Raw genomic sequence first — 26,706 nt, forward strand, 5'->3', positions numbered from 1 at the left:
TGGTGTTGCTTTCGTACTCGCGAATGTAGTACTTCTTATACATGAGCGAGCAAGTGCACAACAGGCTGGCGGTGGTGCGCGCCGAGCGGAAGGTGTCGCGTCAGAGCCTGGCCGAGGCGGTGGGAGCCCACTACCAGACCATCGGCTACATCGAGCGCGGGCAGTACAACCCGAGCCTCGACCTCGCGCTGAAGATCGCCAAGTTCTTCGAGCTGCCGGTCGAGGCCCTGTTCTCCCTCGAGCCGTTTCGCCCGCTCACGGATGAGGTCTACGGGAGGAAGCAGTGATGAAGACCGATGAGCGGCCCATGACCGGCTACGACCGGCGCATGTACGCGATCATGAACCGGCGCGAGGCCGCCCTGCTCTACGCCACCGCGGCCCGCCGTCGCACCGCCGTCATCTCGCACATCGTGCTGACCGCGGCGGGTATCGCCTGCTCGCTCTACTCCGTGCTCGGGGACGAGCGCTGGGCGACGTTCGCGATTCTCGGCGTCCTGGTGCCGTGGTGTGTGGCGACCAGCGCCATCAACGGCGCGACCCGCGGGCTGCTCGAACTGCGCGTGCGCGCCCTCGACGAGCGGCAGCGCGCGGAGAGGGACCGTGTGGCGGCTCGTGCACAGCGCGTGATGATGTGGCTCCTGCTGAGCGCGACCGTGGGGGTGGGCGTCGCCGGGTTCGCGGGCGTGGAGATCGAGGGGCTCGTCTTTCCTGTGCTGTTCAGTGTTCTCGTCGTGCACTGGCTCATGCCGCTGTGGATGGCGGGGCTCGCCGTGGTCGATGAGCCCGTGGACGAGGAGTTCGGCGAGTTCGGCGAGGAGAACGCTGTCGGAGCCGCCAGGAGCGAGTGACGCAGCGCACGTGCGGGACACGCATGCTTTCTTCCGGTCAGGGCAGGTGCACCCGGCTACCGCGAGTGACAGGCGGGGCATATGACAGGAACGGAAGGCAAACGGGACGTGTCCGCACAACAGACCATCCATGTGGGCGGAGAGTGGCTTGCGGCCGCCTCCGGCGCCACCCGCGAGATCCTCGACCCGGCGGACGCCAAGCCGTTCGCCGTGATCGCCGAGGGCGGAGCGGACGATGCGGATGCCGCCATCGCCGCCGCACGCAAGGCCTTCGACGAGGGCCCCTGGCCGAGCACGCCCGTGGCCGAGCGCGCCGCGCTCCTGCGCCGCGTCGCCGATCTCCTCGTACGTGACCGCGAGGAGATCGGGCTGCTCGAGAGCCGCGACGCGGGCAAGACCCTCGAAGAGGGCCGCGTCGACGTCGACTGCGTCGCCGACGCCTTCCGTTACTTCGCCGACCTGGTGATCGGTGAGGGTGCCGGGCGAGTGGTGGACGCCGGGTCCGACGACATCCACAGCGTCGTCGTGCACGAGCCCATCGGCGTCTGCTCGATGATCACCCCCTGGAACTACCCGCTGCTGCAGGCCAGTTGGAAGGTCGCGCCCGCGCTCGCCGCCGGCAACACCTTCGTCATCAAGCCCAGCGAGATCACCCCGCTGACGACCGTCGCGCTCATCGAGCTGCTCGTCGAGGCCGGGCTGCCCGCGGGCGTCGCCAACATCGTCACCGGACCCGGCCACACCGTCGGCGCCCGGCTCGCCGACCACCCCGACGTCGACCTGGTCTCCTTCACCGGCGGCCTCGTCTCCGGCACCAAGGTCGCGCAGGCCGCCGCGCTCGGCGTGAAGAAGGTCGCCCTGGAGCTCGGCGGCAAGAACCCCAATGTCGTCTTCGCCGACGCCTGCGCGAGCGACGAAGGGTTCGACACCGCCGTCGACCAGGCGCTCAACGCCGCCTTCATCCACAGCGGGCAGGTCTGCTCCGCCGGTGGCCGCCTCATCATCGAGGAGTCCGTGCGCGAGCGTTTCGTCGCCGAACTCGCCCGCAGGGCCCGCAAGATCAAGCTCGGGCGCGGCACCGAGGACGGTGTCGAGTGCGGGCCGCTCGTCTCGCAGCAGCAGCGCGAGAAGACCGAGATGTACGTCGCCTCCGCCCTGGACGAGGGCGCTGTGCTGCGGTCGGGCGGCAAGCGGCCCGAGCCGAGCGAAGTGCGGCCCGCCGAGGGGTACTTCTACGAGCCGACCGTGCTAGACCAGTGCCACCGTGAGATGAAGGTCGTGCGGGAAGAGGTCTTCGGGCCCGTCCTGACCGTGGAGACCTTCCGTACCGAGGACGAGGCCGTAGCGCTCGCCAACGACACCGAGTACGGTCTCGCGGGCGCCGTGTGGACCAGCGACTCCGGCCGCGCGCGGCGCATGGCACGGCGGATGCGCCACGGCACCATCTGGATCAACGACTTCCACCCCTACCTTCCGCAGGCGGAGTGGGGCGGCTTCGGCAAGAGCGGTGTCGGGCGCGAGCTCGGCCCCGCGGGGCTCGCCGAGTACCGCGAGTCCAAGCACATCTACCAGAACCTGGCACCGCAGCCGGTCCGCTGGTTCGCCGGCTGATCCCCGGTACGCAGAGGTACGCGCGGGGCGGACACCGCCCCGCGCGCAACACGTTCAAGCGCCCCCCGCTCATTACGCGTAAGCACCTTGGCACGACCTCGCAGGAAGAGGAGTACTAGGCATGTCTGACCAGACCGAGTTCGACTACGTCATCGTCGGTGGCGGTACCGCCGGATCGGTGATCGCGTCCCGTCTCACCGAGAACCCGGACGTCACCGTCGCCGTCATCGAGGGCGGCCCCAGCGACATCGACCGCGAGGACGTCCTCACGCTGCGCAAGTGGCTCGGTCTGCTCGGCGGCGAGCTGGACTACGAGTACACGACCACCGAGCAGCCGCGCGGCAACTCGCACATCCTGCACAGCCGCGCCAAGGTGCTCGGCGGCTGCTCGTCGCACAACACCCTGATCTCCTTCAAGCCGCTGCCGTCCGACTGGGACGAGTGGGAGGCGGCGGGTGCCACCGGCTGGAACGCCAAGGCCATGGACCCCTACTTCGGCAAGCTGCGCAACAACATCGTGCGCGTCGCCAAGAAGGACCAGAACCAGATCGCCAGCGACTGGGTCGAGGCGACGAAGACCGCGCTCGGCGTCCCGGAGATCGTCGGCTTCAACGACAAGCCGTTCGACGAGGGCGTCGGCTTCTTCGACCTCTCGTACCACCCGGAGAACAACAAGCGCTCCTCCGCCTCGGTCGCCTACCTCCACCCCCACATGGAGGCCGGTGACCGCCCGAACCTCCACCTCTTCCTGGAGACCTGGGCCACCGAGCTGGAGCTGGAGGGCAAGACCGCCCGCGGCGTCCACGTGCGGATGAAGGACGGTGTGGAGAAGCTCTTCACCGCCCGCCGCGAGGTCCTTGTCTGCGCCGGCGCCGTCGACACGCCGCGGCTTCTCATGCACTCCGGCATCGGCCCGAAGAAGGACCTCGAAGCCCTCGGCATCCCCGTCGTGCACGACCTGCCGGGCGTCGGCGAGAACCTCATCGACCACCCCGAGTCGGTCATCGTCTGGGAGACCGACGGGCCGATCCCCGGCAACTCCGCGATGGACTCGGACGCCGGTCTGTTCGTGAAGCGGGACCCGGACCACAAGGGCCCGGACCTGATGTTCCACTTCTACCAGATCCCGTTCACCGACAATCCGGAGCGTCTCGGCTACGAACGCCCCGAGCACGGCGTGTCGATGACCCCGAACATCCCCAAGTCCCGCTCCCGCGGCCGCCTCTACCTGACGTCCGCCGACCCCGAGGTCAAGCCCGCCCTCGACTTCAAGTACTTCGAGGACGAGGGGGACTACGACGGGCAGACCCTCGTCGACGGCATCAAGCTGGCCCGCAAGGTCGCCCAGGCCGAGCCGTTCAAGAAGTGGCTCAAGCGCGAGGTCTTCCCCGGCCCCGACGTCACCGACGACGCCGAGATCAGCGAACTCGTCCGCAAGGCCGCGCACACCGTCTACCACCCGGCGGGCACCTGCCGAATGGGCGCCTCCACTGATGAACTCGCCGTGGTGGACCCGGAGCTGAGGATTCGGGGCCTGGCCGGAATCCGTATCGCGGACGCATCCGTCTTCCCGACGATGCCGGCCGTGAACCCGATGATCGGAGTGCTCATGGTCGGGGAGAAATGTGCCGAGATCCTTGGTGGTGACGGCCGATGAGCGAGGCCACCGTGACGACCACGGACCAGCACGCGACGCCCGGTGACGGGCCCGTCTTCGCCGTCGAGAACCTCTGGAAGGTCTTCGGCCCCCGGGCCGAGCGGATACCCGGCGACACGGAGCTGCACGGCCTGAGCCCCGCCGAACTGCGCGAGCAGACCGGCTGCACGGCCGCCGTGCGCGACGTGTCCTTCGAGGTCAACAAGGGCGAGGTCTTCGTCGTCATGGGCCTGTCGGGCTCCGGCAAGTCCACCCTCGTACGCTGCCTGACCCGCCTCATCGAGCCCACCTCCGGCTCCCTCGCCATCGACGGCGAGGACGTCCTCGCCATGGACAAGGCCCGCCTGCGCGAACTGCGCCGCCGCCGCGCCGCCATGGTCTTCCAGCACTTCGGCCTCCTGCCGCACCGCACGGTCCTCGACAACGTCGCGTACGGCCTGGAGATCCAGGGCGTCGGCAAGGCCGAACGCCGCGCCAAGGCCCTCGAAGTCGTCAAGAAGGTCGGCCTGGAAGGGCTCGAACAGCGCAAGCCCGGCCAGCTCTCCGGCGGCCAGCAGCAGCGCGTCGGCCTCGCCCGCGCCCTCGCCGTGGACCCCGAAGTCCTCCTCTTCGACGAGCCGTTCAGCGCCCTCGACCCGCTGATCCGCCGCGACATGCAGGAGGAAGTCGTCCGCCTGCACCGTGAGGAGGGCCGCACGATGGTCTTCATCACCCACGACCTCAGCGAGGCCCTCAAGCTCGGCGACCGCATCGCCCTGATGCGCGACGGCCGCGTCGTCCAGCTCGGCACCCCCGAGGAGATCGTCGGCTCCCCGGCCGACGACTACGTACGCGACTTCGTGCGCGACGTGGTGCGCGCCGACGTGATGAGCGTGCGCAGCGCCATGCGCCCCGCCGAGGGCGACGAGGAGACCGGCGGCGCGGCGCTCGCCCCCGACGCCAAGGTCACCGAGGCCATCGAGGCCGTCGCCCGCACCGGCTCCCCGGCGCGCGTGATGGACGGCAAGCGCTGCCTCGGCGTGGTGGACCACGCCGGGCTGCTCGCCGTGGTCGCGGGTACCACCGCGGCCCCGGCACCAAACGTCCCCGGCAAGGGCGAGGTGGTCGCCTGATGGCCACCGCCACCGCCTCGGGGCCCGTCAGGGATACGGGAATCGGCGCGCTCCTGCGTCACCGTGCCGTCGGCAAGCTCCTGCTGCTCGCCGTCGCCGCGGCCGTGCTCGTGCCGATCGTCAACGCCAAGTGGGCCTCCGGCGCCTGGCCGGACGCGCTCACCGTCGATCTGACCGAGCCGCTCGGGAAGACGACCGACTGGATCATCGACAACCGCGACAGCCACCCGCTGTTCGTCTACTTCCTCGGGCACGTCTCCAACGCCATCGTGCTCTCCGTGCGCGGCGTCTACCTCGTGCTGCTCGCCGCAGGATGGGCCGGCGTGACCATCGGTGCCGGGCTCGTCGCCTGGCGTGTGGCGGGCGTCAAGCTCGCCGTTCTGGCCTCGTCCGCGTTCGCCGTGTGCGGGCTGCTCGGCATGTGGGTGCCGACCATGCAGACGCTCGCCCTGATGATCGTCGCGGTCCTCGCCTCGGTCGTGATCGGCCTGCTGCTCGGCCTCGCGGGCGGGCTGAACGACCGCGTCTTCCGCATCCTGCGGCCGGTCCTCGACACCATGCAGGTGCTGCCGGCCTACGCCTATCTGCTGCCCTTCGCCCTCGTCTTCGGCATGGGCGTCCCCGCGGCCATCATCGCGACGGTCGTGTACGCCGCCCCGCCCATGGCACGGCTCACCGCGCTCGGCCTGCGCGGCGCCGACGGCGGCGTGATGGAGGCGGTGACCTCGCTCGGCGCGACCGGCCGGCAGCGGCTGTTCTCCGCGCGCCTGCCCCTCGCCCGCAAGGAACTCCTCCTCGGCCTCAACCAGACGATCATGATGGCGCTCTCCATGGCCGTCATCGCCTCGGTGATCGGCGCGGGCGGCCTCGGCGACCGCGTCTACCAGGCGCTCTCCACCGTCGATGTCGGTCAGGCGCTCGCCGCCGGCATCCCGATCGTGCTGCTCGCCGTGGTCCTGGACCGGGTGACCGGGGCGGCCGGGGAGCGCACAGGCGCGCACGCCGAGGACACGTCGGCGCTGCGCGGTTGGCGCGGCTGGACCGTCGCGGGCGCCGTGACGGTGCTCGCCGCGCTCGCCGCCCGCTTCGCGGACCGCGTGGACTGGCCGACCGGCTGGGTCGTCAACATCGCCCCGTCGGTCAACACCGCCAAGGAGTGGATGGTCGACCACATCTACACCGGCGTGCCCGTCGTCGGCGGCACCGCCGACTGGGCCTCGCACTTCACCACCTGGGTCCTCAACCCGGTCAGGGACGGCCTGCAAGGGCTGCCCTGGTGGTCGGTCCTGCTCGTCGTCGCCGCCCTCGCCTGGCTGATCGGCACCTGGCAGACGGCGCTGACCGCCGTCGCCGCGATGGCCGCGATCGGCGTGCTCGGCGTGTGGGACAAGTCCCTCGACACGCTCGCGCAGGTCCTCGCCGGTGTCGCGGTGACGCTGGTCCTCGGCTTCGCGATCGGCATCGCCGCGTCCCGCAGCAAGCGGTTCGAAAGCCTGCTCCGCCCGGTGCTCGACGTGTTCCAGACGATGCCGCAGTTCGTGTATCTGATCCCGGTCGTCGCGCTCTTCGGCATCGGCCGCGCCCCCGCGGTCGCCGCCGCCGTCGTCTACGCGCTGCCCGCCGTCGTCCGCATCACCACGCAGGGCCTCAGCCAGGTCGACGCCGCCGCGATGGAGTCCTCGCGCTCGCTCGGCGCCACCAGCTGGCAGCTGCTGCGCAAGGTCCAGCTGCCGCTGGCCCGCCCTGCCCTCATGCTCGCCCTCAACCAGGGCGTCGTCCTGGTCCTCGCCGTCGTCGTCATCGGCGGTCTGGTCGGCGGTGGCGCGCTCGGCTACGACGTGGTGTTCGGCATCGCGCAGGGCGACCTGGCGACGGGCCTGGTGGCCGGTGCCGCGATCGTCTGCCTCGGCCTGATGCTCGACCGGGTCACGCAGCCCACCGAGCGCCGCACGAAGAAGGGAGCCTGACATGCGCGTTCGTACGCGTGTCATGAGCGCCGTCACGGCCGCCGGTGCGCTCCTCGCGCTCTCCGGCTGCGGCGCGGCCGACATGAGCAAGCAGGCGTCGCCGTACGCGAACGCCGCCGGGGCCAAGACGGTGACCCTCTCGGTCCAGTCCTGGGTCGGCGCGCAGGCGGACGTCGCCGTCGCCGAGTACCTGCTCAAGAACGAGCTGGGCTACCGCGTCGACAAGGTCCAGATCGACGAGGTGCCCGCCTGGGACGCCCTCAGCCAGGGCCGCGTCGACGCGATCATGGAGGACTGGGGCCACCCCGAGCAGGAGCAGCGGTACGTCAAGGACAAGAAGACGATCGTCCCCGGCGGCGACGTCGGCGTGACGGGGCACATCGGCTGGTACGTCCCGACGTACTTCGCCAAGAAGCACCCGGACGTCACGAACTGGAAGAACCTCAACAAGTACGCCGACCAGTTCCGCACGTCCGAGAGCGGCAGCAAGGGCCAGCTCATGGACGGCTCCCCGTCGTACGTGACGAACGACAAGGCGCTGGTGCAGAACCTGGACCTGGACTACGAGGTCGTCTTCGCGGGTTCCGAGGCGGCGCAGATCACCCAGATCGAGCAGTTCGCCAAGCAGCGGAAGCCGTTCCTCACCTACTGGTACAAGCCGCAGTGGCTGTTCGAGAAGGTGCCGATGACGGAGGTGAAGCTGCCCGAGTACAAGGAGGGCTGCGACGCCGACCCGGCGAAGATCAAGTGTGCCTACCCGCACACGCCGCTGCAGAAGTACTTCAACGCGGACTTCGCGAAGAACGGCGGCGAGGCCGCGGAGTTCCTGAAGAACTTCAAGTGGTCGGAGGAGGACCAGAACGAGGTCTCCCTGATGATCGCCGACAAGAAGATGTCGCCGGACGACGCGGCGAAGGCGTGGATCGACAAGAACGAGTCGAAGTGGAAGGGCTGGCTGCCCAAGTAGCCGGCCGGGCCCGGTCGTTGCGGGCCCTCTCCGTGGCCGCGGTGCCGGGTGCCGGGTGCCGGGAAACCGGCACCCGGCACCCGGCACGTCCACGCCTACCTCAGCTGTTCGGCGATGTCCTTCAGGCCCGCCATGGCCCTGTGCAGCAGCCCGGGGCCGAACGTGACGCGCGTCGCGCCCAGCGTGCCGAGCTCCCGCGGAGAGGGCCCGCCCGGCACCGCCACGACGTTGATCGGCCCCTCGATCCCCGCCCGCAGCGCGGGAATCGCCTCGGCCGGCGCCAGGATCGGATAGACGCAGTCGGCCCCGGCCTCGCGGTACAGGCGGGCCCGCTCGATCGCGTCCTGTGGGTCGGTGACGCCGCGGACGAACGTGTCGACGCGGGCGTTGACGAAGAGCCGGTCGCCCGCGGCCTCACGCACCGCCGCGAGGAACGCGGCCTGCTCGGCGGGGTCCCTGAGGGTGCCCGTGCCGTGCCCGCCGAAGGAGTCCTCCAGGTTGCAGCCGACCGCCCCCGTCTCCAGGAGCCGGTCCACCAGTTCCTTCGGGGCGAGGCCGTAACCGGCCTCGATGTCGGCGGTCACCGGGACGGAGACGGACCGCACGATCCGGCCGATCGCCTCGAACATCTCCTGCGGCGGCACCTGCCCGTCCTCGTACCCGAGGGAGAGCGCGATCCCGGCGCTGGGCGTGGCCAGCGCCTCGTACCCCGCCTCCTGGAACACCCGGGCGCTCGCGGCGTCCCAGGGCCCCGGCAGGACCAGCGGGTCGTCCTGCGCCCGGCCGTGGTGCAGGGCGCGGAGGGTTTCGACGGGGCTCACCATGCGGGACCTCCTGGTTCGATGCGGCGGCTGACCATCAGCCGGTTCCAGTTGTTGATCACGGTGATCAGGCCGATGAGGTGGGCGAGTTCACCCTCATCGAAGTGGAGCGCGGCCTTCTCGTACGTCTCGTCCGGGACGAAGCCCTTCGTGAGGACGGTGACGGCCTCGGTGAGCGCGAGGGCGGCGCGCTCACGCTCGGTGAAGAGGTCCCCGGCCTCCTCCCAGGCGTCGAGGAGGGCGATCCGCTGTGGACTCTCGCCGTTCTTCGACGCGATGTCCACATGCATGTCGAGACAGAAGGCGCAGGCGTTGATCTGCGAGGCCCGCACCATGACCAACTCGGCCAGGGCGGGGTCGCCGAGCCCCTTCTTGGCGGCGGCGCTCAGCTCGCTCATCGCACCGGCGACCCGCTTGTCCAAGTGCGTCGTGCGAGGGCTCACTTGGCGTCCCCGGCCTTGTAGTGGCCCGGCACCTGGCGCGTGCTGACGCCGAAGCGGTTCCACGCGTTGATGACGGTGATCGCGGCGATGAGCTGGGTCAGCTCCGCCTCATCGAAGTGCGCGGCCGCGTTCTCGTACACCTCGTCCGGCACGAAACCTTCGGTGAGAACGGTGATGGCCTCGGTCAGCTCGATCGCGGCGGCTTCCTTCGCCGTGTAGAAGTGCCGGGACTCCTCCCAGGCGCTGAGCTGGATGATCCGCTCGACGCTCTCGCCCGCCGCGAGGGCGTCCTTGGTGTGCATGTCGAGGCAGAGCGCACAGCGGTTGAGCTGCGAGGCACGGATCTTGACGAGCTCGTAGATCACCGGGTCGAGGCCCTTACGGGCGGCCGCGTCGAGCTTGACCATGGCCTTGAAGACCTCGGGGGCGTGTCGGCCCCAGGCGAGGCGCGGCGTGTGCTCGCGGGCGTACTCCTTGGCGGTGGCGTTCTCGTTCGCGTTCTCGGTGGTGCTCTCGGTGGTACTTCCGGCGGTGGTCACGTTCGTGGTCATGCTGTCGAAGGTACGGTCGGGATAGCCCACGGGTATGGTCCATTTCCATGGGAGAAACCTGGGCCACTTTGGGCGTCGACCTGCACCTGGAGACAGGCGGCGACGCTTCCCGCCACGGCGTCCGAAAGGGCCTCACGGACGCCCTCCGCGAGGCCGTGCGCGGCGGCCGCCTGGCGCCCGGCACCCGCCTTCCGTCGTCCCGCTCCCTCGCCGTCGACCTCGGCATCGCCCGGAACACGGTCGCCGACGCGTACGCCGACCTGGTCGCCGAGGGCTGGCTGACCGCACGGCAGGGCTCGGGGACACGGGTCGCCGAGAGGGTCATCGCTCCGCCGGTACGGCCTGCCCCGCCCCGCAGGAAGGGCGGGCCGCCGACGTACGACCTCACCCCCGGCTCGCCGGACCTCGCGTCCTTCCCGCGCGCGGAGTGGCTCAAGGCCGCCCGGCGCGCGATGGCCGCGGCACCCAACGACGCGCTCGGCTTCCCTGACCCGCGCGGCCGCACCGAACTGCGCACCGCCCTCGCCGGGTATCTCGCGCGGGCCCGCGGGGTGCACGCCGACCCCGACCGCATCGTCGTCACCGCCGGGTACGTGCACGCGCTCTCGCTCCTGGGAAGGGTGCTGCGGGCGCGCGGACTGCGGGAGGTGTCCGTGGAGTCGTACGGCCTGGACATCCACTGGAACCTGCTGCACCGCGCGGGCCTGCGCACGACGCCGCTCGCCTTCGACGAACTCGGCACGGACGTCTCGGCATTGGGGCCCGGCGCGCCGGAGGCGGTGCTGCTCACCCCCGCCCACCAGTTCCCGATGGGCGTGCCGCTCCATCCCGACCGGCGCGCGGCGGCCGTCGACTGGGCGCGGCGCGAGGGCGGCGTGATCCTGGAGGACGACTACGACGGCGAGTTCCGCTACGACCGCCAGCCGGTCGGCGCGCTCCAGGGCCTCGACCCCGAACGTGTCGTGTACCTCGGCACGGCCAGCAAGGCCCTCGCCCCCGGCCTGCGCCTGGGCTGGATGGTGCTGCCGTCCGGCCTGCACGACGAGGTGCTCGGCGAGAAGGACGCCGCGGGCGCTTCCTGCGGCGCCCTGGAGCAGCTGACGCTCGCGGAGTTCCTCACGTCGGGGGCGTACGACCGTCATGTGCGCGGCGCGCGGCTGCGCTACCGGCGCCGCCGCGACCAGCTCGTGGCGGCGCTCGCCGCCCACGCGCCCGACGTCCGCGCCACCGGCATCGCGGCGGGCCTGCACGCGGTCCTCGAACTGCCCCCGGGCACCGAGCGGTCCATCGTCCAGGCGGCCAACTGGGAACGCCTCGCGGTCCACGGCCTGTCCGGCTTCCGCCACCCCCTGGCGGGAGACCGGGAGCGGGACGCGCTGGTGGTGGGGTACGGGACGCCCGCGGAACATGCCTGGGCGGGGGCGTTGGAGTCGCTGTGCCGGGTGCTGCCCTGAGGAGCTGTCCGTATCAGCCCGCACCGGCCTTCGTCAGTCCCGACGGCCTTCGAGGAGCGGTGCGGTGGGCGGGGACTCCGCCTCGGCGGGTGCCTCGCCGAAGCGGGCCAGCGCCAGTGCCCCCGCGACCGCCACCGCGAAGCCGAGGACCGCCAGCCCTGCGAGGCCCTCCCGGGTGCGGTCGCCCAGCCAGACCACGCCCACCAGGGCGGGGCCGATCGTCTCGCCGATCACCATGCCCGCCGTGGCCGTCGTCACCGAGCCGCGCTGCAGCGCCGAGGTGAGCAGCAGGAAGGCGGCGCCACCGCCCACCAGCAGCGCGTACGTCGCCGGGTTGGCCAGGAGCGCCCTCGGCGCCACGTCGTCGATGAGGCGCACGGTCACCTCCACCACCCCGAAGCCGCACCCCGCACCCAGCCCGAGCGCCAGTGCCCGCCCACGGCCGGGCAGCCGGCCGGCGACCGCGCCGAGGACCAGCACGGCGACGGCGACACCGAGCATCACGTACCGCAGGGTCGTCGAGCCGGTGCGGTCGCCCTCGTCGCCCGACGCGAGGCCGAGCATCGCGAGCCCCGCGCAGACGACGCCCACCGCACCCCATTCGACGCCGCTGAGCCGGACCCGCAGCAGCCGGGACGCGACCACGGCCGTGACGGCGAGGCTGGCGGCGAGCGCGGCTCCCACGGCGTAGATCGGGACGGAGCGCAGGGCCACGATCTGCAGCAGGAAACCGATGCCGTCGAGGGCGAGCCCCGCGACGTAACGCCACTGGCGCACGGCGCGCAGCAGCAGCGCCGGGTCGACGCCGGACCCGGTGCCCGGCGCGGTGGCGCGAGTGGCGACCGCCTGGAGAACCGAGGCCGTACCGAAGCAGACAGCCGAACCGAGCGCGCAAATCATCCCAAGAGACACGAAGTGACTGTAGAGGAAGGTGAGTCAAAGGAGACCCGAGGGACATCCGGTGGAGGCGGCTGGCACGGCGTGCCGCGGCTTCCCTACGCTGGCCACTGAGCACGTACGGAGCAGGACGAGGCAGCAGGACGACGGGGGACGGCACCACATGGCACAGAAGCAACCACGGCGGCTGAGGTCCAGCACGGTCGCGCTCGGCGGCATGGGTGTCCTCGCGGCGGCCCTCACCTCCTGCGGCTCCGACCCGGACCGCCGGTGCGTGGACCGTGACAGCTACGACGTCGTCAACGGCTACCGCATCGTGAGCGACAGCAACTGCAAGCCGGGCGGCTCCGGTTCGGCCGGTTCATCCGGTTCCTCCGGCAAGTCCCGCAAGGGTTCCCACGGCACCGGCACGTCGTCCGGCCGCCCCGACCCGGCCTGGTACTACGACGCCGACGTCGACGGCCGCTACGCCGACTTCGGCACGTTCAGCCGCAGCGAGGCCGTCGACCGGGACGGCTTCGGCTGCTCGGGCAGCGGCAGCGGCGGCGGCTGAGCGGCCGGCACACCATGGAACGCCGCACCACGCAGCCGCGCCCCGGCTGGCAGCAGACCGTCGAGGACCAGGGGCTCATCTACCCCCTCACGCGCTACCCCGACGACTCCCTGCGCCCCTACTGGGACGAGAGCGCCTACTACGTCTTCTCCCTGCCCGAGGTCGAGGCGCTGGAGGAGGTCGTCGAGGAGCTGCACGCGATGTGCCTGGCCGCCGCCGCGCACATCGTCGAGCACGACCGTCTCGCCGACCTCGGCATCACGGATCAGGGAGTGGCGGACGCCGTCGTCGAGGCCTGGCACCGCCGCGCCGAACTCCCCTCCCTCTACGGCCGTTTCGACCTGCGCTACGACGGCACGGGCCCGGCCAAGATGCTGGAGTACAACGCCGACACGCCCACCTCCCTCGTCGAGGCCGCGAGCCCCCAGTGGTTCTGGATGGAGGAGCGCTTCCCGGGCGCCGACCAGTGGAACTCCCTCCACGAACGCCTCGTCGACGCCTGGAAGAAGCAGGCCCCGCTGCTGCCCCCGGGCGGCCCGCTCTACTTCGCGCACTCCGCCGGCGACGAACTCGGCGAGGACCTGATGACGGTCGCGTACCTGCGCGAGACCGCCGAACAGGCCGGGCTGGCCGCCGAGTCCATCTCCATGGAGGACATCGGCTGGGACCGCCTCTCGCGCCGCTTCGTCGACAAGAAGCTCCGTTTCATGCGCAGCTGCTTCAAGCTCTACCCGTGGGAGTGGCTGACCACGGACCGCTTCGCGCCGCACGTCCTGGAGACCCTCGACAACGGCGGCGGCACCGGCTCGACGCTGTGGATCGAGCCCGCCTGGAAGATGCTCCTCTCCAACAAGGCGCTGCTGGCCGTCCTGTGGGAGCTGTACCCGGGCCACCCGAACCTGCTCCCCGCGTACCTGGACGGCCCGCGCGAACTCGCCGCGTCCGGCGGGTACGTCGCCAAGCCGCTGCTCGGACGCGAGGGCGCGGGAGTGACGGTGCACGAGCCGGGCACCGGCACGCCCGCCCCGCGCGAAGAGCCGTGCTGCTACCAGGAGTTGGCGCCGCTGCCGGATTTCGACGGCAATCGGGTCGTGCTCGGTGCGTGGGTCGTGGCGGACGAGGCGGCGGGACTCGGCATCAGGGAGTCCTCGGGGCTGATCACGGACGAGTACGCGAGGTTCGTCCCGCACGTCATCCTGTGAACGGGCAGAGGCCCTCGCCGGGTCAGCGGCAGAGGGCCGTGTCCACGACCTCGTCCACACGCGTCATGACCGTCGCGTCGGCCGGCTGCATGGTCACCGCGACATTGGCGGCGCGGCCCTTGTCGGTGACGCCGCCCCGGGTCTCGTATCCCGGGTAGCTGCCGCCATGGCCCCAGTACACGCCGCCGCACGACAGCGGCTTGCTCACGAGGCCCAGGCCGTAACGGGCGCCGGGGCCGAAGTAAGGGGCGGGGACGGTGGTGCGCATCTGGGCCAGCTGCGGTGCGGGGAGGAGTCTGCCGTGCAGCAGCGCGCCGTAGAACCGGTTGAGGTCGGAGTTGGTGGAGATCATCTGTCCCGCCGCCCAGGTCCAGGAGGGGTCCAGCTCCGTGATGTCGCGCAGGGGCGCACCCGCCGATTCCTGTAGGTAGCCCTTGGGGTGGGGCTCGCGGATGGTCGCGTCATGAGGGGCGGGGAAGTAGGTGTGGCGCAGCCCGATGCGCTTGATGACGCGCCGGTCGATCTCCTGGGCGATGGAGTGCCTGGTGACCTTCTCGACGATCATTCCGGCCAGTACGTAGTTCGTGTTGCTGTACGCCCATCCCTTCCCCGGCTCGAATTCGGACTTGTACCGGAGCGCGATGTCGAGCAGTTCACCCGGCTCGTAGTACCGCGGCTGGAGGTCGTGCTTCGTGTAGTTGGGCAGCCCGCTCGTCTGCTGCAGGAGGTGGCGGACGGTGATCCGGTTCCCGTCGATCCCGTCCCCGCGCACACGGTCCGGCAGATACGTCTCGACCGGCTCGTCGAGCCGGATTCTCCCCTCACCGACCAGCTGCAGCACGACCACCGCGGTGAACGCCTTGGTGTTGCTGCCGATCCGTACCTGACCGTCCCGGGGCACTTCCGCCCCGGTGGCCAGGTCGCCGACCCCCGCGGTGTACGTACGGGTCCGGCCGTCACGTCCGCCGACGCTCGCCAGCGCGGCGGGCAGGCCGTCGGCGCGCACCAGCGCGTCCAGGCCCTGCTGGACGGCGTCCGGCCGGGGCGCGGCGGACGCCGTGGACGGGGCCAGGACACCGGCCGTGATGACGCCGACCGTCACGGCAGTCGCGGCCGCGGCCGACACGGCTCTGAGCCGACCGCTCCGCTGCCGCCTGTCCGGGCGCCGCCCGGAAGAACGCACCCTCTGCCATGCCTGCTCACGCACGATTCAACTCCTACGGAAACATCGGGAAACCGGCGGCACCCGCCGGCCCCCACACTTCCGGAAGCTGTCCCTCACAACGATCCTGCCAACCGCCCACTCCAGGTAGGGCTAACCCCCGGGCCCCCAGGCCCCCGCCCCCCCGGACTAGCTGAGTACGGCCCGCAGTTGATCGAGGCCCCAGTCCAGGTCCTCCTTGCTGATCACCAGCGGGGGAGCGATGCGGATCGTCGAGCCGTGCGTGTCCTTGACCAGCACACCCCTCTCCATCAGCTTCTCGGAGATCTCCCGCCCCGTGCCGTACGACGGAGCGATGTCGACGCCCGCCCACAGCCCGCGGCCCCGCACCTCCGTCACCTTGCCCGCGCCGGTCAGCAGCCTCAGCTCCGCGTGCAGGTGGTCGCCGAGCTCCGTGGCCCGCTGCTGGAACTCGCCGGACGACAGCATGTCGACCACTTCGAGGCCCACCGCGCAGGCCAGCGGATTGCCGCCGAACGTCGACCCGTGCTCACCCGGCTTGAACACCCCGAGCACATCGGCGTCCGCGGCCACCGCCGACACCGGCACGACGCCGCCCCCGAGCGCCTTGCCCAGCAGATACACGTCCGGCACGACGCCCTCGTGCTCACACGCGAACGTACGTCCCGTCCTGCCGAGCCCCGACTGGATCTCGTCCGCGATGAAGAGGACCCCGCGCTCCCGGGTCAGCTCCCGCACCCCGGGCAGATATCCGGCCGGCGGCACGAGGACGCCCGCCTCGCCCTGGATCGGCTCGATCAGCACGGCCACCGTGTCGTCGGTGACCGCGGCCCGCAGCGCCTCCAGGTCGCCGTACGGCACGATGTCGAAGCCCGGCGTGTACGGCCCGAAGTCCGCCCGTGCCTCCTCGTCCGTGGAGAAGCTGATGACGGTCGTGGTCCGGCCGTGGAAGTTGCCGGCCGCGACAACGATCCTGGCCCGCCCGTCCGGCACCCCCTTGACCTGGTAGCCCCACTTGCGCGCGGTCTTCACGGCCGTCTCCACGGCCTCCGCGCCCGTGTTCATGGGCAGCACCATCTCCTTGCCGCAGAGCTCGGCGAGGCGCGTACAGAACTCGGCGAACCGGTCGTGGTGGAACGCCCGCGAGGTCAGGGTCACCCGGTCGAGCTGCGCCTTCGCGGCGTCGATCAGGCGGCGGTTGCCGTGCCCGAAGTTGAGCGCGGAGTACCCGGCGAGCATGTCGAGATAGCGGCGCCCCTCGACATCGGTCATCCACGCGCCCTCGGCCGAGGCGACCACGATGGGCAGCGGATGGTAGTTGTGCGCGCTGTGCGCCTCGGCCGAGGCGATGAGCCGCTCACTCGTCGAGCCGGAACCGGCGGCCGACGACGAGGATGCGGGCGATGACGACGATGACGTGAGGGGAGATGACGTACTCGACACGGGGTCTCCGTTCGTCCTGCGGCGTGGGGCGGGTGTGGCGCCCAGTTTCTATCGTCGCTCGCATCGCGGACGAGGAAACCTGCCGGATCGGCGTGCCAGCTACGCCGGCCCGGACAGCACGGTGGCTGGCGCACGGGGAACGGGCCCCGAACTCGCCGCGCTCATCGGCGCCGAGGAACAGCCGAACAAGTACAGCGAGGGCTACCCCGGCCGCCGCTACTACGAGGGCCAGCAGAACATCGACCCCGTGGAGCGCCTGGCCATCGCCCGCGCGCCGAGATCGCCCGCGAGGCCGGCGCCGTCCTGGTGGCCGACATCGCGCGCATCGCCAGTCTGATCACCGGCGGCGCCCACCCTTCGTCGGGGCCGGACGCACTGTGTTCCTCGTCTCATCGGCCACGACCGCGGGCAGCCACGGCGTGGACACCGCACCGGCCGGTAACCGTGGTGCACCGGCCGTGGCCGATCGGTTCCCACCCGTCACACACCTGTTTCCGAGCTATGAGAGTCACCTGAGAGAATGGGCGTCATGGCCTCTGAACGACCTCGTGTGCTCTCCGGAATCCAGCCCACCGCCGGCTCGTTCCATCTCGGCAATTACCTCGGCGCCGTCCGCCAGTGGGTGGCGCTCCAGGAGTCCCACGACGCCTTCTACATGGTGGTGGACCTGCACGCGATCACGATCCCGCAGGACCCCGCCGAGCTGCGCGCCAACACCCGGCTCGCCGCCGCCCAGCTGCTCGCCGCGGGCCTCGACCCGGAGCGCTGCACGCTCTTCGTCCAGAGCCACGTCCCCGAGCACGCCCAGCTCGCCTGGGTGATGAACTGCCTCACCGGCTTCGGCGAGGCCTCCCGCATGACGCAGTTCAAGGACAAGTCCGCCAAGCAGGGCGCCGACCGCGCTTCCGTCGGCCTCTTCACGTACCCGGTCCTCCAGGTCGCGGACATCCTGCTGTACCAGGCCAACGAGGTGCCGGTCGGCGAGGACCAGCGCCAGCACATCGAGCTCACCCGTGACCTCGCCGAGCGTTTCAACGGCCGGTTCGGGGAGACGTTCACCGTGCCGTCGGCGTACATCCTCAAGGAGACGGCGAAGATCTACGACCTCCAGGACCCGTCGATCAAGATGAGCAAGTCGGCGTCCACGCCGAAGGGCCTGATCAACCTCCTGGACGAGCCCAAGGCCACCGCCAAGAAGGTCAAGAGCGCCGTCACCGACACCGACACGGTGATCCGCTACGACGTGGCGGAGAAGCCGGGCGTCAGCAACCTCCTCAGCATCTACTCCACGCTCACCGGCACCGGTATCGCCGAACTGGAGCAGAAGTACGCCGGCAAGGGCTACGGTGCGCTGAAGACCGACCTCGCCGAGGTCATGGTCGAGTTCGTGACCCCCTTCCGGGACCGCACCCAGCAGTACCTGGACGACCCGGAGACGCTCGACTCGATCCTGGCCAAGGGCGCGGAGAAGGCCCGTGCCGTCGCCGCCGAGACCCTCGCCCAGGCGTACGACAAGGTGGGCTTCCTGCCCGCCAAGCACTGAGTCACCCGACCCAGCACAACAGCTCGCACCACGCTGCCCACCGGGCGGCGCCGCCCTGCCCATGGACACGACGACAGGAGTACGACGTGGGGACCGTAACGATCGGCGTCTCGATCGCGGTCCCGGAGCCACACGGCAGCCTGCTCCAGGAGCGGCGTGCGGGCTTCGGGGACCCCGCGGCGCACGGCATCCCCACCCATGTGACGCTGCTGCCGCCCACCGAGGTGGACGCGTCGGCGCTGCCCGCGGTCGAGGCACATCTGCTCTCGGTCGCGGCGGCGGGGCGCCCCTTCCCGATGCGGCTCTCGGGGACGGGCACCTTCCGGCCGCTGTCGCCCGTCGTCTTCGTGCAGGTGGTGTCGGGCGTGTCGGCCTGCTCCTGGCTGCAGGAGCGGGTGCGGGACGCGTCGGGGCCGATGGCGCGCGAACTGCAGTTCCCCTACCACCCGCACGTCACGGTGGCGCACGGCATCTCCGAAGAGGCCATGGACCGCGCGTACGAGGAGCTGTCCGAGTACGAGGCCGAGTGGCCCTGCACCGGCTTCGCCCTGTACGAGCAGGGCTCCGACGGCGTGTGGCGCAAGCTGCGCGACTTCCTCTTCGGCGGCCCTGTGGTGCCCCCTCAGGCCTCGGCCCCGTCAGCCCGGGGTACGCTGCCCGCTCGCTGACCGGGGCGCCCCGGCCGACCGTGCTGGGGGACCATGCGCAACGCAGCGGCAGCCGTCGCCGTACTCGCCCTTGTGGCGGCCGGCTGCGGGGCACAGGAGCCCGGCGGGGCCGCTGACACGCCGCCGTCCAAGTCCCGTGCGTCCGGGCTCTCCTGGGCGTACGAGCGCGTCGACGGCGAGCCCGGCGAGCTGATCGACGGGGCCGCCATGGCTCCGGACGACGTCTGGGCCCTCGGGAGCGACAGCGCCCACACCGACGGGCGGTCCGCGAAGGGCCATCTGCTGCACTTCGACGGCGAGAAGTGGACGCGGGAGCCGATGCCGGTCGACGGCGACCCCCACCTCTCCCGGCTGGAGTCCCTCGGGTCGGCGGGCATCCGGCTGCACACCGTGGAAGGCACCGCGTCGGACACGAGGAGCCCCCGGTACGCGCTCTGGGACGGCACTCGCTGGGGCCCCGTGAAGGACGTACCTGCCGGGCCGCTCACGGACATCGAGGTCATCACCCCGGATGACGTGTGGGTGCTCCGGGGCGACGGCCGGGTCACGCACTGGGACGGCAGCCGTTGGACGCCGACGCCGATGCCCGCGGAGAGGATCACCGCCCTCGCCGGTTCGGCGAGGGACGACGTGTGGGCGGTCGGCTCCCGTACGACGGGGCCGGGTGTCGGCGGACCCGGCGGCGAGGTCAGGCAACTCGCCGCGATGCACTTCGACGGTGAGAAGTGGGCGCTCACCAGGACGCCGACGTACCGCTTCCCCGATCCGGTGCCACCCGAGCCGTACGCCGAGTTCACCGGGATCGACGTCGCCTCCCGCACGTACGTCCGCGCCCACGGAGGGCACTCCTACAAGGGGTACGACGGCGAAGAGGTCCGCGACCCGGAGTCGGAGTCCGTCGAGCTGAGCTGGGACGGCTCCCGCTGGAAGGACTCGGAGCCCTTCCCCGGAGCGTGTGAACACCGCAGGCCCGTGGCCCGGGACGGCGACCGCGGCTTCTTCATGAACGGCAACTGGCACCTGGCCACCGACGGCACCTGCACCAGGATCAAGAAGCCGAGGCTGCCCGCCGGGGGAGGCGTGCGCGCCGAGGCCCAGCAGCAGCTCTGGCTCAAGCGGATCATCACGGTGCCGGGCTCGGACAAGGTGCTGGGCTTTGGCACGGTCGACGTCCTGCAGAGCGGCGCCGCCCCGGACAAACCCGTCATCGTCTCCCTGAAACGCCAGGAGGAGAACCCCTAGAGGGGCAGCCGCCGGAACACCGGCCTCGGCACGTGCCGCAGGGCCGACATGACCAGCCGCAGGGCCCCGGGCACCCACACCGTCTCGGAGCGCCGCCGCAGCCCGTTCTCGATGGCTTCCGCCACCGCCTCCGGGGTGGTCGCCATGGGGGCCTCCTCCAGGCCCGCGGTCATCTTCGACCGTACGAAGCCGGGGCGGACGACCATCACGTGCACTCCGGTGCCGTGCAGCGCGTCGCCCAGGCCCTGGGCGAACGCGTCGAGTCCGGCCTTGCTGGAGCCGTAGATGAAGTTCGAGCGGCGCGCGCGCTCACCCGCCACCGAGGAGAGCACCACCAGGGAGCCGTGCCCCTGGGTCTGCAGCGCCCGCGCGCAGACCAGGCCCGCGGAGACCGCGCCCGTGTAGTTGGTCCGGGCGACGCGCACCGCCGCGAGGGGCTCGTCCTCGTCGCGTGCCTGGTCGCCGAGGATGCCGAAGGCGAGCAGCACCATGTCGATGTCGCCCTCGGCGAAGACCTTGCCGAGGGTCACTTCGTGGGACTCGGGGTCGAGCGCGTCGAAGGCGACGGTCCGCACGTCCGCGCCCATGTCGCGCAGGCCGGCCGCGGCCTTCTCCAGGTCCGGTGAAGGACGCCCGGCCAGCCAGACCGTGCGGGTGCGGCGGGCGACGAGGCGCCGCGCGGTGGCGAGGCCGATCTCGGAGGTGCCGCCGAGGACGAGCAGGGACTGGGGGGTGCCGAAGGCGTCTTTCATGAGTACCGGTCTCCTAGAGGGCGAGGCGGCGGGAGAGGTCCGAGCGGAACACTCCTCGCGGGTCGAGATCGGCCCGCAGGGCGCGGAAGTCGTCGAGCCGGGGGTACATCGCTGCGAGCATCTCGGGCCGCAGGCGTGAGTCCTTGGCGAGGTAGACGCGCCCGTCGGCGGCGGCCACCTCCTCGTCGAGGTCGTCCAGGAAGGCGCCGAGACCTGGGAGGTTCGCCGGGATGTCGAGGGCGAGGGTCCAGCCGGGCATCGGGAAGGACAGCCAGCCGGGATCGCCCTCTCCGAAGCGCTTCAGCACGGCGAGGAAGGACGGGCAGCCCCGCTCCGAGATGCGCCGCACGATGCGGCGCAGGGCCTCCTCCTTGCCGTACCCGACGACGAATTGGTACTGCACGAAGCCGCTGCGGCCGTAGATGCGGTTCCAGTGCGGGACGCCGTCCAGAGGGTGGAAGAAGGTGGAGATCTTCTGGAGCTCGCCGGTGCGGGAGCGGGGCGCCTTGCGGTACCAGAGTTCGTTGAAGAGGCCCACCGAGGCCTTGCCGAGCAGCCCCTCCGGTACGAAGGAGGGCGCGGCCGGCAGCTGTCCCGGACGGAACGCGAGCGGGGCTCTGCGCGCGCGTGCACGCTCCGGAAGCGCGTCCAGGGGGGCGTGGTCGCCGCGGGTCAGGACGGACCGGCCCATGGTGGCGCCCCGCGCGAGGAGGTCGATCCAGGCGACCGAGTAGCGGTAGCGGTGGTCGGTGGCCGTGAGGCGGGCCATCAAGTCGTCGAGGTCCGTGGCGCGTTCCGTGTCGACCGACATCAAGGACGTCTCGACCGGCAGGAGCTGGACGGTCGCCGACAGGATCACGCCGGTGAGGCCCATGCCGCCGGCCGTCGCGTCGAACAGGGCGCTGCCGGGCTCGATCGTGCGGACCGTGCCGTCGGCGGTCAGCAGTTCCATCGAGAGGACGTGGCGGGAGAAGGAGCCCGACACGTGGTGGTTCTTGCCGTGGATGTCGGCGCCGATCGCCCCGCCCACCGTCACATAGCGGGTCCCCGGCGTCACCGGCACGAACCAGCCGAGGGGGAGCAGGACCTCCATCAGGCGGTGCAGCGAGACCCCCGCGTCGCAGACGACCGTGCCCGCGTCGGCGTCGATGACGCGCACCCGGTCGAGGCCCGTCATGTCGAAGACGGCGCCGCCCGCGTTCTGTGCGGCGTCTCCATAGGCACGGCCCAGGCCGCGGGCGATGCCGCCGCGGTCCCCGCAGTCACGCACCGCGGCCGCGGCCTCCTCCTGCGTGCGGGGTCTCACCAGCCGGGCGGTGGTCGGTGCGGTGCGCCCCCAGCCGGAGACGGACACGGCGGACGACAGGGGAGCCGAGGCGCGGGCAGGGGTGTCGGCGGGTGAGTCGGCAGGCATGGCAGTGACCGTATCGTCCGCAGATGTGCGCTTCGCTCCGAACTGACCATGCTTTCACCGAAATGGGTGATTGATGGAGTGTCACCCTACATTGACGGAATTATTAGCATGTTGCCTAGAAGAGTCGAGATGCCCAGCTCTCGAATGTCTTCGAAATAGAGGCGACATGCACGACATGGACCACCGGTTGCTGTCGGCCCTGCGCGACTGCGGCACCGACCCGCGCGTGGCGGCCGCGGCACGCGCCCTGTCCCGGACCGGAGAGCACGGCGCGCTCTGGATCGCCGCGGGCCTCGCGGGCGCCGCCGTCGACCGTGAGCGCCGCGGCGCCTGGCTGCGCGGCACGGCGCTCACCGCCGCCGCCCACCTGGCCAGCATGGGCGTCAAGCGGATCGTCCGCCGCCCGCGCCCCGGCAGCCACAACGGCGTCGAACCCCTTGTACGCACCGCGGGCCGGCACTCCTTCCCCAGCTCGCACGCCACGTCGGCCGCCGCGGCCACCGTCGCCTACGGCGCGCTGCGCCCCGCCGGCGCCCGCCTCGTACCGCCACTGGCCGCCGCGATGTGCGTCTCCCGAATGGTCGTCGGCGTCCACTACCCCTCGGACGTGGCCGCGGGCGCGGCGCTCGGGGCGCTCACCGCGCGCGTGGGCGCCGCCTGGATGAACGGAGACAGCATCGATGCCTGAACGTATCTCCACCGTCCTGGAGCGGCCCCGCCCGGTCCGGCGCCCGGCCGCCATCGGCCTGCCGCTCGGCCTCCTGAAGACCGCGCGCCCCCGCCAGTGGGTGAAGAACGTCCTGGTCGTCGCGGCCCCCGCGGCCGCCGGTGAGCTCTTCTCGCGGCACGCCCTCGTCCAAGTGGCGATCGTCTTCGCGCTGTTCACGGCCGCCGCCTCCGCCGTCTACCTGATCAACGACGCGCGCGACGCCGACGCCGACCGCGCGCACCCCACCAAGTGCCGCAGGCCGGTCGCCGCCGGACAGGTGCCGGTGCCCGTCGCGTACGCCGTCGGAGGGCTCCTCGCCGTCCTCGCGCCCGTGGCCGCGACGGTCCTGTGCACACCGCTGACAGCGGCGCTCCTGGCCGCGTACGTCGGCATGCAACTCGCCTACTGCGTCAGCCTCAAGCACGTCCTCGTCGTCGACCTCACGATCGTCACGACCGGCTTCCTCATGCGCGCCATGATCGGCGGCCTCGCGCTGGAGATCCCGCTCTCGCGCTGGTTCCTGATCACCACGGGCTTCGGCGCGCTCTTCATGGTCTCCGCCAAGCGCTACTCCGAAGCCGTCCAGATGTCCGCGAGCTCGGAGAAGCTCGGCGCCACCCGCGCGCTGCTCACCGAGTACACCACCGGCTATCTGCGCTTCGTGTGGCAACTGGCGGCGGGTGTCGCCGTTCTCGCGTACTGCCTGTGGGCCATGGAGGAGGGCGGCACCGCCAACGGAAGCCTGCTGCCCTGGCGTCAGCTGTCCATGGCGGCCTTCATCCTCGCGATCCTGCGCTACGCCGTCTTCGCCGACCGGGGCACGGCGGGCGAGCCCGAGGACGTCGTCCTGCGGGACCGGGCACTCGCCGTGATCGGCCTGGTATGGCTCGCGATGTACGGACTCGCGGTGGCGGACTGGTGAGTGCGCGTTCCCTGCGCGGACGGCTGCGGTCGCTCGGGCCCGAGCTGCTCGGCTTCGCCGCCGTCGGCCTCTGCGCGTACGCCGCCGACCTCGGCCTCTTCGTCTGGCTGCGCGGACCCGTGGGCCTGGACCCGCTGACCGCCAAATCGCTCTCCTTCGTGGCGGGCTGCTCGGTCGCCTACGCGGGCAACGCGCTCGGCACCTACCGCAGGAGGACCACGGAGGTCTCCCGGCTGCGCCAGTACGTGGTGTTCTTCGCCGTCAACATCGCGGGCGCCCTCGTCCAACTGCTGTGCATCGCCGTGTCCCACTACGGTCTCGGCTTCACCTCACAGCGCGCGGACACCGTCTCGGGTGCGGGGATCGGTATGGCACTCGCCACTTTGCTGCGGTTCTGGGGTACCCGGACCTTGGTATTCCGCACACCGGGCAGGACAACGGGCAGGACGGCAGGCACGGAGGCGTCATGGACTGGCTGAAGAAACTTCCCGGCATCGGGCCCCTCGTCGAGAAAGGCATGCGCACACACGCGTGGCAGGCGTACGAACGGCTCGACCACGTGCACTGGACGCGCCTCGCGGCCGCCATGACCTTCATCAGCTTCCTGGCGCTCTTCCCGCTGCTGACCGTCGCGGCCGCGATCGCCGCCGCGACGCTCTCGAAGAAGCAGCAGGACACCCTGGAAGACAAGATCTCCGAACAGGTCCCCGGCATCTCCGACCAGCTGAACCTGGACGCGCTGGTCGACAACGCGGGCACCGTCGGCCTCGTCGCGGGCGCCCTGCTGCTCTTCACCGGCATCGGCTGGGTCGGCTCGATGAGGGAGTGCCTGCGGGCCGTCTGGGAGCTGCCGGACGAGGAGGAGAACCCCGTCCTGCGCAAGGCCAAGGACGCCGGAGTGCTCATCGGGCTCGGGGGCGCGGGCCTCGCGTCGTTCGTCGCGTCGGCGCTCGCGTCGACCGCCGTCGGCTGGGCCGCCGACCTCCTCGGCATCGACGAGCAGGGCTGGGGCTCGGTGCTGCTCCAGGTCATCGCGTTCGCCATCGCCGTCCTCGCGGACCTGCTGCTCCTGCTCTACGTCCTGACCCTGCTGCCCGGCGTCCAGCCGCCCCGGCGCCGGCTCATCACCGCCGCGCTGATCGGCGCGGCCGGGTTCGAGCTGCTCAAGCTGCTGCTCGGCGGCTACATGAAGGGCGTCGCCGCGAAGAACATGTACGGCGCCTTCGGAGTGCCCGTCGCGCTGCTCCTGTGGATCAACTTCACGGCGAAACTGCTGCTGTTCTGCGCGGCCTGGACGGCGACCCGCAAGGCATCACAGGGCGAGGAGGCAGCCTCCGAAGAGACTGCCTCCAAAGAAGCCGCCTCCAAAGAAGCTGCTTCCGAAGAGGCGGCCTCCCCGACCGCCTCCCGTCGTCAGTCCTGACGCGACTGGCGGCCCGCCTGGCCCGGCAGCGGCATCCGGCGCCGCAGCACGTAGGCACCCGCGCCGAGGACCGCGAGCACGCCGCCCGTGATCGCGAGCGCGATGCCCATGCCGCTCGACCCGCCGTCGGAGGAGTGCGCCGCCTTCTCGACGGCGCCCTCTCCGCCGCTGCCCGGGGCGCCCTTGCCGGCACCGCCCGTGTCGGCGCCCTTCGGGGCGACGAGCTGACCCACCGGGTCGACCTTGCCCGCGGCCTTGAAGCCCCAGTCGAAGAGCCGCGCGGTCTCGTTGTAGACCGCGTGGGCCTCTCCGGAGGAGGGGTTCATGACGGTGACAAGGAGAACCTTGCCGTCGCGCTCGGCAACACCGGTGAAGGTGTTCCCCGCGTTCGAGGTGTAGCCGTTCTTGACGCCCGCGATGCCCTTGTAGGGGCTGACGCCGAGTGCGCCGGTGAGGAGCTTGTTGGTGTTCTGGATCCCGAAGGACCCGCGCTTCGTCTTGCCCTTGTCCTTGCCCTTCTCGATCTTCTTCGTCTGGCCGGGGAACTGGGCCGTGGCCGTCGAGCAGTACTCGCGGAAGTCCTTCTTCTGCAGCCCGGAGCGGGCGAACAGCGACAGGTCGTACGCGGAGGAGACCTGCCCCTTGGCGTCGTAGCCGTCGGGGGAGACCACGTGCGTGTCGAGGGCCTGCAGCTCCTCGGCGTGCTTCTGCATGTCCTCGACGGTCTGCGGGATGCCGTCGTTCATCGCGGACAGGACGTGCACCGCGTCGTTGCCGGACCGCAGGAAGACACCCAGCCACAGGTCGTGGACGCTGTACGTCTCGTTCTCCTTGATGCCGACCATGCTGCTGCCCGCGCCGATGCCCTCCAGGTCGGAGAGCGCCACCTTGTGCTTCTGCGACTTGGGGAACTTCGGCAGCACCGTGTCCGCGAAGAGCATCTTGAGGGTGCTCGCCGGAGGCAGCCGCCAGTGCGCGTTGTGCGAGGCGAGGACGTCGCCCGACTCCGCGTCCGAGACGATCCAGGAACGCCCCGTCAGATCCTTGGGCAGCACCGGAGCGCCCGCCTTGAGCTTCACCTGGGTTCCGGGCTCGCCGAGCTGCACACCACCCACGGTGGACATCTTGGAGGGCGGCTTCGGGTGCTTCTCGTCGCCTCCCGGCTTCCCGTCCGCGAGCGCGGGCGCTGCGGTCGACATGGTCAGCAATGCGGCGGAAGCGACCAACATGGCGGTCTTTTTTACGGCAGGCACGGACGAGAACGTACAGGGCGGCGCTGTGCGAGTCGCTCCCGAGGTGCGCTGTGTCCCGTCGTCCCCACC

At 71.1% G+C, this 26,706-nt stretch carries 27 protein-coding genes and 1 pseudogene; 18 read left to right on the top strand and 10 right to left on the bottom strand.

The genetic code is table 11. The annotated features are described in order from the left end of the window. Window positions 1-41 precede the first annotated feature (41 nt). From AB0N81_RS29330 to AB0N81_RS29360, 7 genes are all read left to right on the top strand, one after another. A complete protein-coding gene (locus AB0N81_RS29330; RefSeq protein WP_365363509.1) occupies window positions 42-287 on the top strand; it encodes a helix-turn-helix transcriptional regulator in 246 nt (81 codons plus the stop codon). Continuing rightward, window positions 287-850 (top strand): hypothetical protein, encoded by a 564-nt coding sequence (locus tag AB0N81_RS29335; protein ID WP_365363511.1) that lies wholly within the window; start codon window positions 287-289, stop codon window positions 848-850. Before AB0N81_RS29330 ends, AB0N81_RS29335 begins: the two co-directional genes overlap by 1 nt. An 81-nt stretch (window positions 851-931) precedes the next feature. Next, on the top strand, window positions 932-2,461 hold the full coding sequence (locus AB0N81_RS29340; protein ID WP_365363513.1) for an aldehyde dehydrogenase family protein: 1,530 nt from the start codon (window positions 932-934) through the stop codon (window positions 2,459-2,461). 121 nt (window positions 2,462-2,582) lie between these two features. Further along, window positions 2,583-4,118, top strand: a complete 1,536-nt coding sequence (locus tag AB0N81_RS29345; protein WP_365363515.1) for a GMC oxidoreductase — start codon at window positions 2,583-2,585, stop codon at window positions 4,116-4,118. Further along, window positions 4,115-5,230: a glycine betaine/L-proline ABC transporter ATP-binding protein gene (locus AB0N81_RS29350; RefSeq protein ID WP_365363517.1), complete on the top strand. Its 1,116-nt coding sequence runs from the start codon at window positions 4,115-4,117 to the stop codon at window positions 5,228-5,230. The genes AB0N81_RS29345 and AB0N81_RS29350 overlap by 4 nt, the downstream gene beginning before the upstream one ends. Next, entirely contained in the window at window positions 5,230-7,197 is a 1,968-nt protein-coding gene (locus AB0N81_RS29355) for an ABC transporter permease subunit (protein ID WP_365363519.1), read from the top strand. Before AB0N81_RS29350 ends, AB0N81_RS29355 begins: the two co-directional genes overlap by 1 nt. Window position 7,198: 1 nt before the next feature. Further along, window positions 7,199-8,164: a glycine betaine ABC transporter substrate-binding protein gene (locus AB0N81_RS29360; RefSeq protein WP_365363521.1), complete on the top strand. Its 966-nt coding sequence runs from the start codon at window positions 7,199-7,201 to the stop codon at window positions 8,162-8,164. A 95-nt stretch (window positions 8,165-8,259) separates the two neighbouring features. Here the strand turns inward: AB0N81_RS29360 and AB0N81_RS29365 are convergent, their stop codons facing one another. From AB0N81_RS29365 to AB0N81_RS29375, 3 genes are read right to left on the bottom strand one after another with little or no spacing between them, the layout of a single operon-like run. Next, window positions 8,260-8,988, bottom strand: coding sequence for an isocitrate lyase/phosphoenolpyruvate mutase family protein (locus AB0N81_RS29365; RefSeq protein WP_365363523.1), 729 nt, complete (start codon window positions 8,986-8,988; stop codon window positions 8,260-8,262). Next, window positions 8,982-9,428, bottom strand: coding sequence for a carboxymuconolactone decarboxylase family protein (locus AB0N81_RS29370; protein WP_365363525.1), 447 nt, complete (start codon window positions 9,426-9,428; stop codon window positions 8,982-8,984). The genes AB0N81_RS29365 and AB0N81_RS29370 overlap by 7 nt, the downstream gene beginning before the upstream one ends. Then, window positions 9,425-9,979 carry a carboxymuconolactone decarboxylase family protein gene (locus tag AB0N81_RS29375; RefSeq protein ID WP_365363527.1) on the bottom strand — a complete coding sequence of 185 codons (555 nt, stop codon included), beginning with the start codon at window positions 9,977-9,979 and terminating at the stop codon, window positions 9,425-9,427. The genes AB0N81_RS29370 and AB0N81_RS29375 overlap by 4 nt, the downstream gene beginning before the upstream one ends. Window positions 9,980-10,026: 47 nt before the next feature. On the opposite strand from AB0N81_RS29375, the gene AB0N81_RS29380 reads away from it, so the two are divergent. After that, on the top strand, window positions 10,027-11,433 hold the full coding sequence (locus AB0N81_RS29380) for a PLP-dependent aminotransferase family protein (RefSeq protein ID WP_365363529.1): 1,407 nt from the start codon (window positions 10,027-10,029) through the stop codon (window positions 11,431-11,433). A gap of 33 nt (window positions 11,434-11,466) precedes the next feature. Here the strand turns inward: AB0N81_RS29380 and AB0N81_RS29385 are convergent, their stop codons facing one another. Then, window positions 11,467-12,333 (bottom strand): hypothetical protein, encoded by an 867-nt coding sequence (locus tag AB0N81_RS29385; RefSeq protein WP_365363654.1) that lies wholly within the window; start codon window positions 12,331-12,333, stop codon window positions 11,467-11,469. Between the two features lie 160 nt (window positions 12,334-12,493). Between AB0N81_RS29385 and AB0N81_RS29390 the strand changes: the two genes are divergently transcribed. Then, a complete protein-coding gene (locus tag AB0N81_RS29390; protein WP_365363531.1) occupies window positions 12,494-12,883 on the top strand; it encodes a hypothetical protein in 390 nt (129 codons plus the stop codon). A gap of 14 nt (window positions 12,884-12,897) precedes the next feature. Further along, entirely contained in the window at window positions 12,898-14,085 is a 1,188-nt protein-coding gene (locus AB0N81_RS29395) for a glutathionylspermidine synthase family protein (RefSeq protein WP_365363533.1), read from the top strand. 22 nt (window positions 14,086-14,107) lie between these two features. On the opposite strand, the gene AB0N81_RS29400 is transcribed toward AB0N81_RS29395, so the two are convergent. The 3 genes from AB0N81_RS29400 to AB0N81_RS29410 form a co-directional block, all read right to left on the bottom strand. After that, window positions 14,108-15,211: a serine hydrolase domain-containing protein gene (locus AB0N81_RS29400; protein WP_365363656.1), complete on the bottom strand. Its 1,104-nt coding sequence runs from the start codon at window positions 15,209-15,211 to the stop codon at window positions 14,108-14,110. 225 nt (window positions 15,212-15,436) lie between these two features. Then, window positions 15,437-16,618 carry an ornithine--oxo-acid transaminase gene (gene rocD / locus AB0N81_RS29405; RefSeq protein ID WP_365363658.1) on the bottom strand — a complete coding sequence of 394 codons (1,182 nt, stop codon included), beginning with the start codon at window positions 16,616-16,618 and terminating at the stop codon, window positions 15,437-15,439. A 7-nt stretch (window positions 16,619-16,625) separates the two neighbouring features. Then, a complete protein-coding gene (locus AB0N81_RS29410) occupies window positions 16,626-16,775 on the bottom strand; it encodes a hypothetical protein (protein WP_365363680.1) in 150 nt (49 codons plus the stop codon). A gap of 99 nt (window positions 16,776-16,874) precedes the next feature. Between AB0N81_RS29410 and AB0N81_RS29415 the strand changes: the two are divergent. The 4 genes and pseudogenes from AB0N81_RS29415 to AB0N81_RS29430 all read left to right on the top strand — a co-directional run. After that, window positions 16,875-17,107 (top strand): annotated as a pseudogene (locus AB0N81_RS29415) (hypothetical protein); the annotation flags it as partial. Window positions 17,108-17,240: 133 nt separating this feature from the next. Continuing rightward, window positions 17,241-18,254 carry a tryptophan--tRNA ligase gene (trpS, locus tag AB0N81_RS29420; RefSeq protein WP_150171284.1) on the top strand — a complete coding sequence of 338 codons (1,014 nt, stop codon included), beginning with the start codon at window positions 17,241-17,243 and terminating at the stop codon, window positions 18,252-18,254. 86 nt (window positions 18,255-18,340) lie between these two features. Then, window positions 18,341-18,922 carry a 2'-5' RNA ligase family protein gene (locus AB0N81_RS29425; protein ID WP_365363535.1) on the top strand — a complete coding sequence of 194 codons (582 nt, stop codon included), beginning with the start codon at window positions 18,341-18,343 and terminating at the stop codon, window positions 18,920-18,922. 33 nt (window positions 18,923-18,955) lie between these two features. Then, window positions 18,956-20,164 carry a hypothetical protein gene (locus tag AB0N81_RS29430; protein ID WP_365363537.1) on the top strand — a complete coding sequence of 403 codons (1,209 nt, stop codon included), beginning with the start codon at window positions 18,956-18,958 and terminating at the stop codon, window positions 20,162-20,164. Here the strand turns inward: AB0N81_RS29430 and AB0N81_RS29435 are convergent. Further along, entirely contained in the window at window positions 20,161-20,916 is a 756-nt protein-coding gene (locus AB0N81_RS29435) for a decaprenylphospho-beta-D-erythro-pentofuranosid-2-ulose 2-reductase (RefSeq protein ID WP_365363539.1), read from the bottom strand. The genes AB0N81_RS29430 and AB0N81_RS29435 overlap by 4 nt on opposite strands. A 13-nt stretch (window positions 20,917-20,929) precedes the next feature. Then, complete coding sequence (locus AB0N81_RS29440; protein WP_365363541.1) at window positions 20,930-22,330, bottom strand: FAD-binding oxidoreductase; 1,401 nt, start codon at window positions 22,328-22,330, stop codon at window positions 20,930-20,932. 166 nt (window positions 22,331-22,496) lie between these two features. Here AB0N81_RS29440 and AB0N81_RS29445 point away from each other — a divergent pair, with 166 nt between their 5' ends. From AB0N81_RS29445 to AB0N81_RS29460, 4 genes are read left to right on the top strand one after another with little or no spacing between them, the layout of a single operon-like run. Beyond that, window positions 22,497-23,018 (top strand): phosphatase PAP2 family protein, encoded by a 522-nt coding sequence (locus tag AB0N81_RS29445; RefSeq protein ID WP_365363543.1) that lies wholly within the window; start codon window positions 22,497-22,499, stop codon window positions 23,016-23,018. Next, a complete protein-coding gene (locus AB0N81_RS29450; protein WP_365363545.1) occupies window positions 23,011-23,961 on the top strand; it encodes a decaprenyl-phosphate phosphoribosyltransferase in 951 nt (316 codons plus the stop codon). The genes AB0N81_RS29445 and AB0N81_RS29450 overlap by 8 nt, the downstream gene beginning before the upstream one ends. Before the next feature lie 11 nt (window positions 23,962-23,972). After that, window positions 23,973-24,440 (top strand): GtrA family protein, encoded by a 468-nt coding sequence (locus tag AB0N81_RS29455; RefSeq protein ID WP_365363660.1) that lies wholly within the window; start codon window positions 23,973-23,975, stop codon window positions 24,438-24,440. Beyond that, a complete protein-coding gene (locus tag AB0N81_RS29460) occupies window positions 24,428-25,384 on the top strand; it encodes a YihY/virulence factor BrkB family protein (RefSeq protein WP_365363547.1) in 957 nt (318 codons plus the stop codon). Before AB0N81_RS29455 ends, AB0N81_RS29460 begins: the two co-directional genes overlap by 13 nt. Here the strand turns inward: AB0N81_RS29460 and AB0N81_RS29465 are convergent. Beyond that, a complete protein-coding gene (locus AB0N81_RS29465) occupies window positions 25,375-26,637 on the bottom strand; it encodes a D-alanyl-D-alanine carboxypeptidase (protein WP_365363549.1) in 1,263 nt (420 codons plus the stop codon). The two genes, AB0N81_RS29460 and AB0N81_RS29465, sit on opposite strands and share 10 nt — an antisense overlap. Between the last annotated feature and the right edge of the window lie 69 nt (window positions 26,638-26,706).

This window comes from Streptomyces sp. NPDC093510 (assembly GCF_040683555.1).
Taxonomy (GTDB): domain Bacteria; phylum Actinomycetota; class Actinomycetes; order Streptomycetales; family Streptomycetaceae; genus Streptomyces.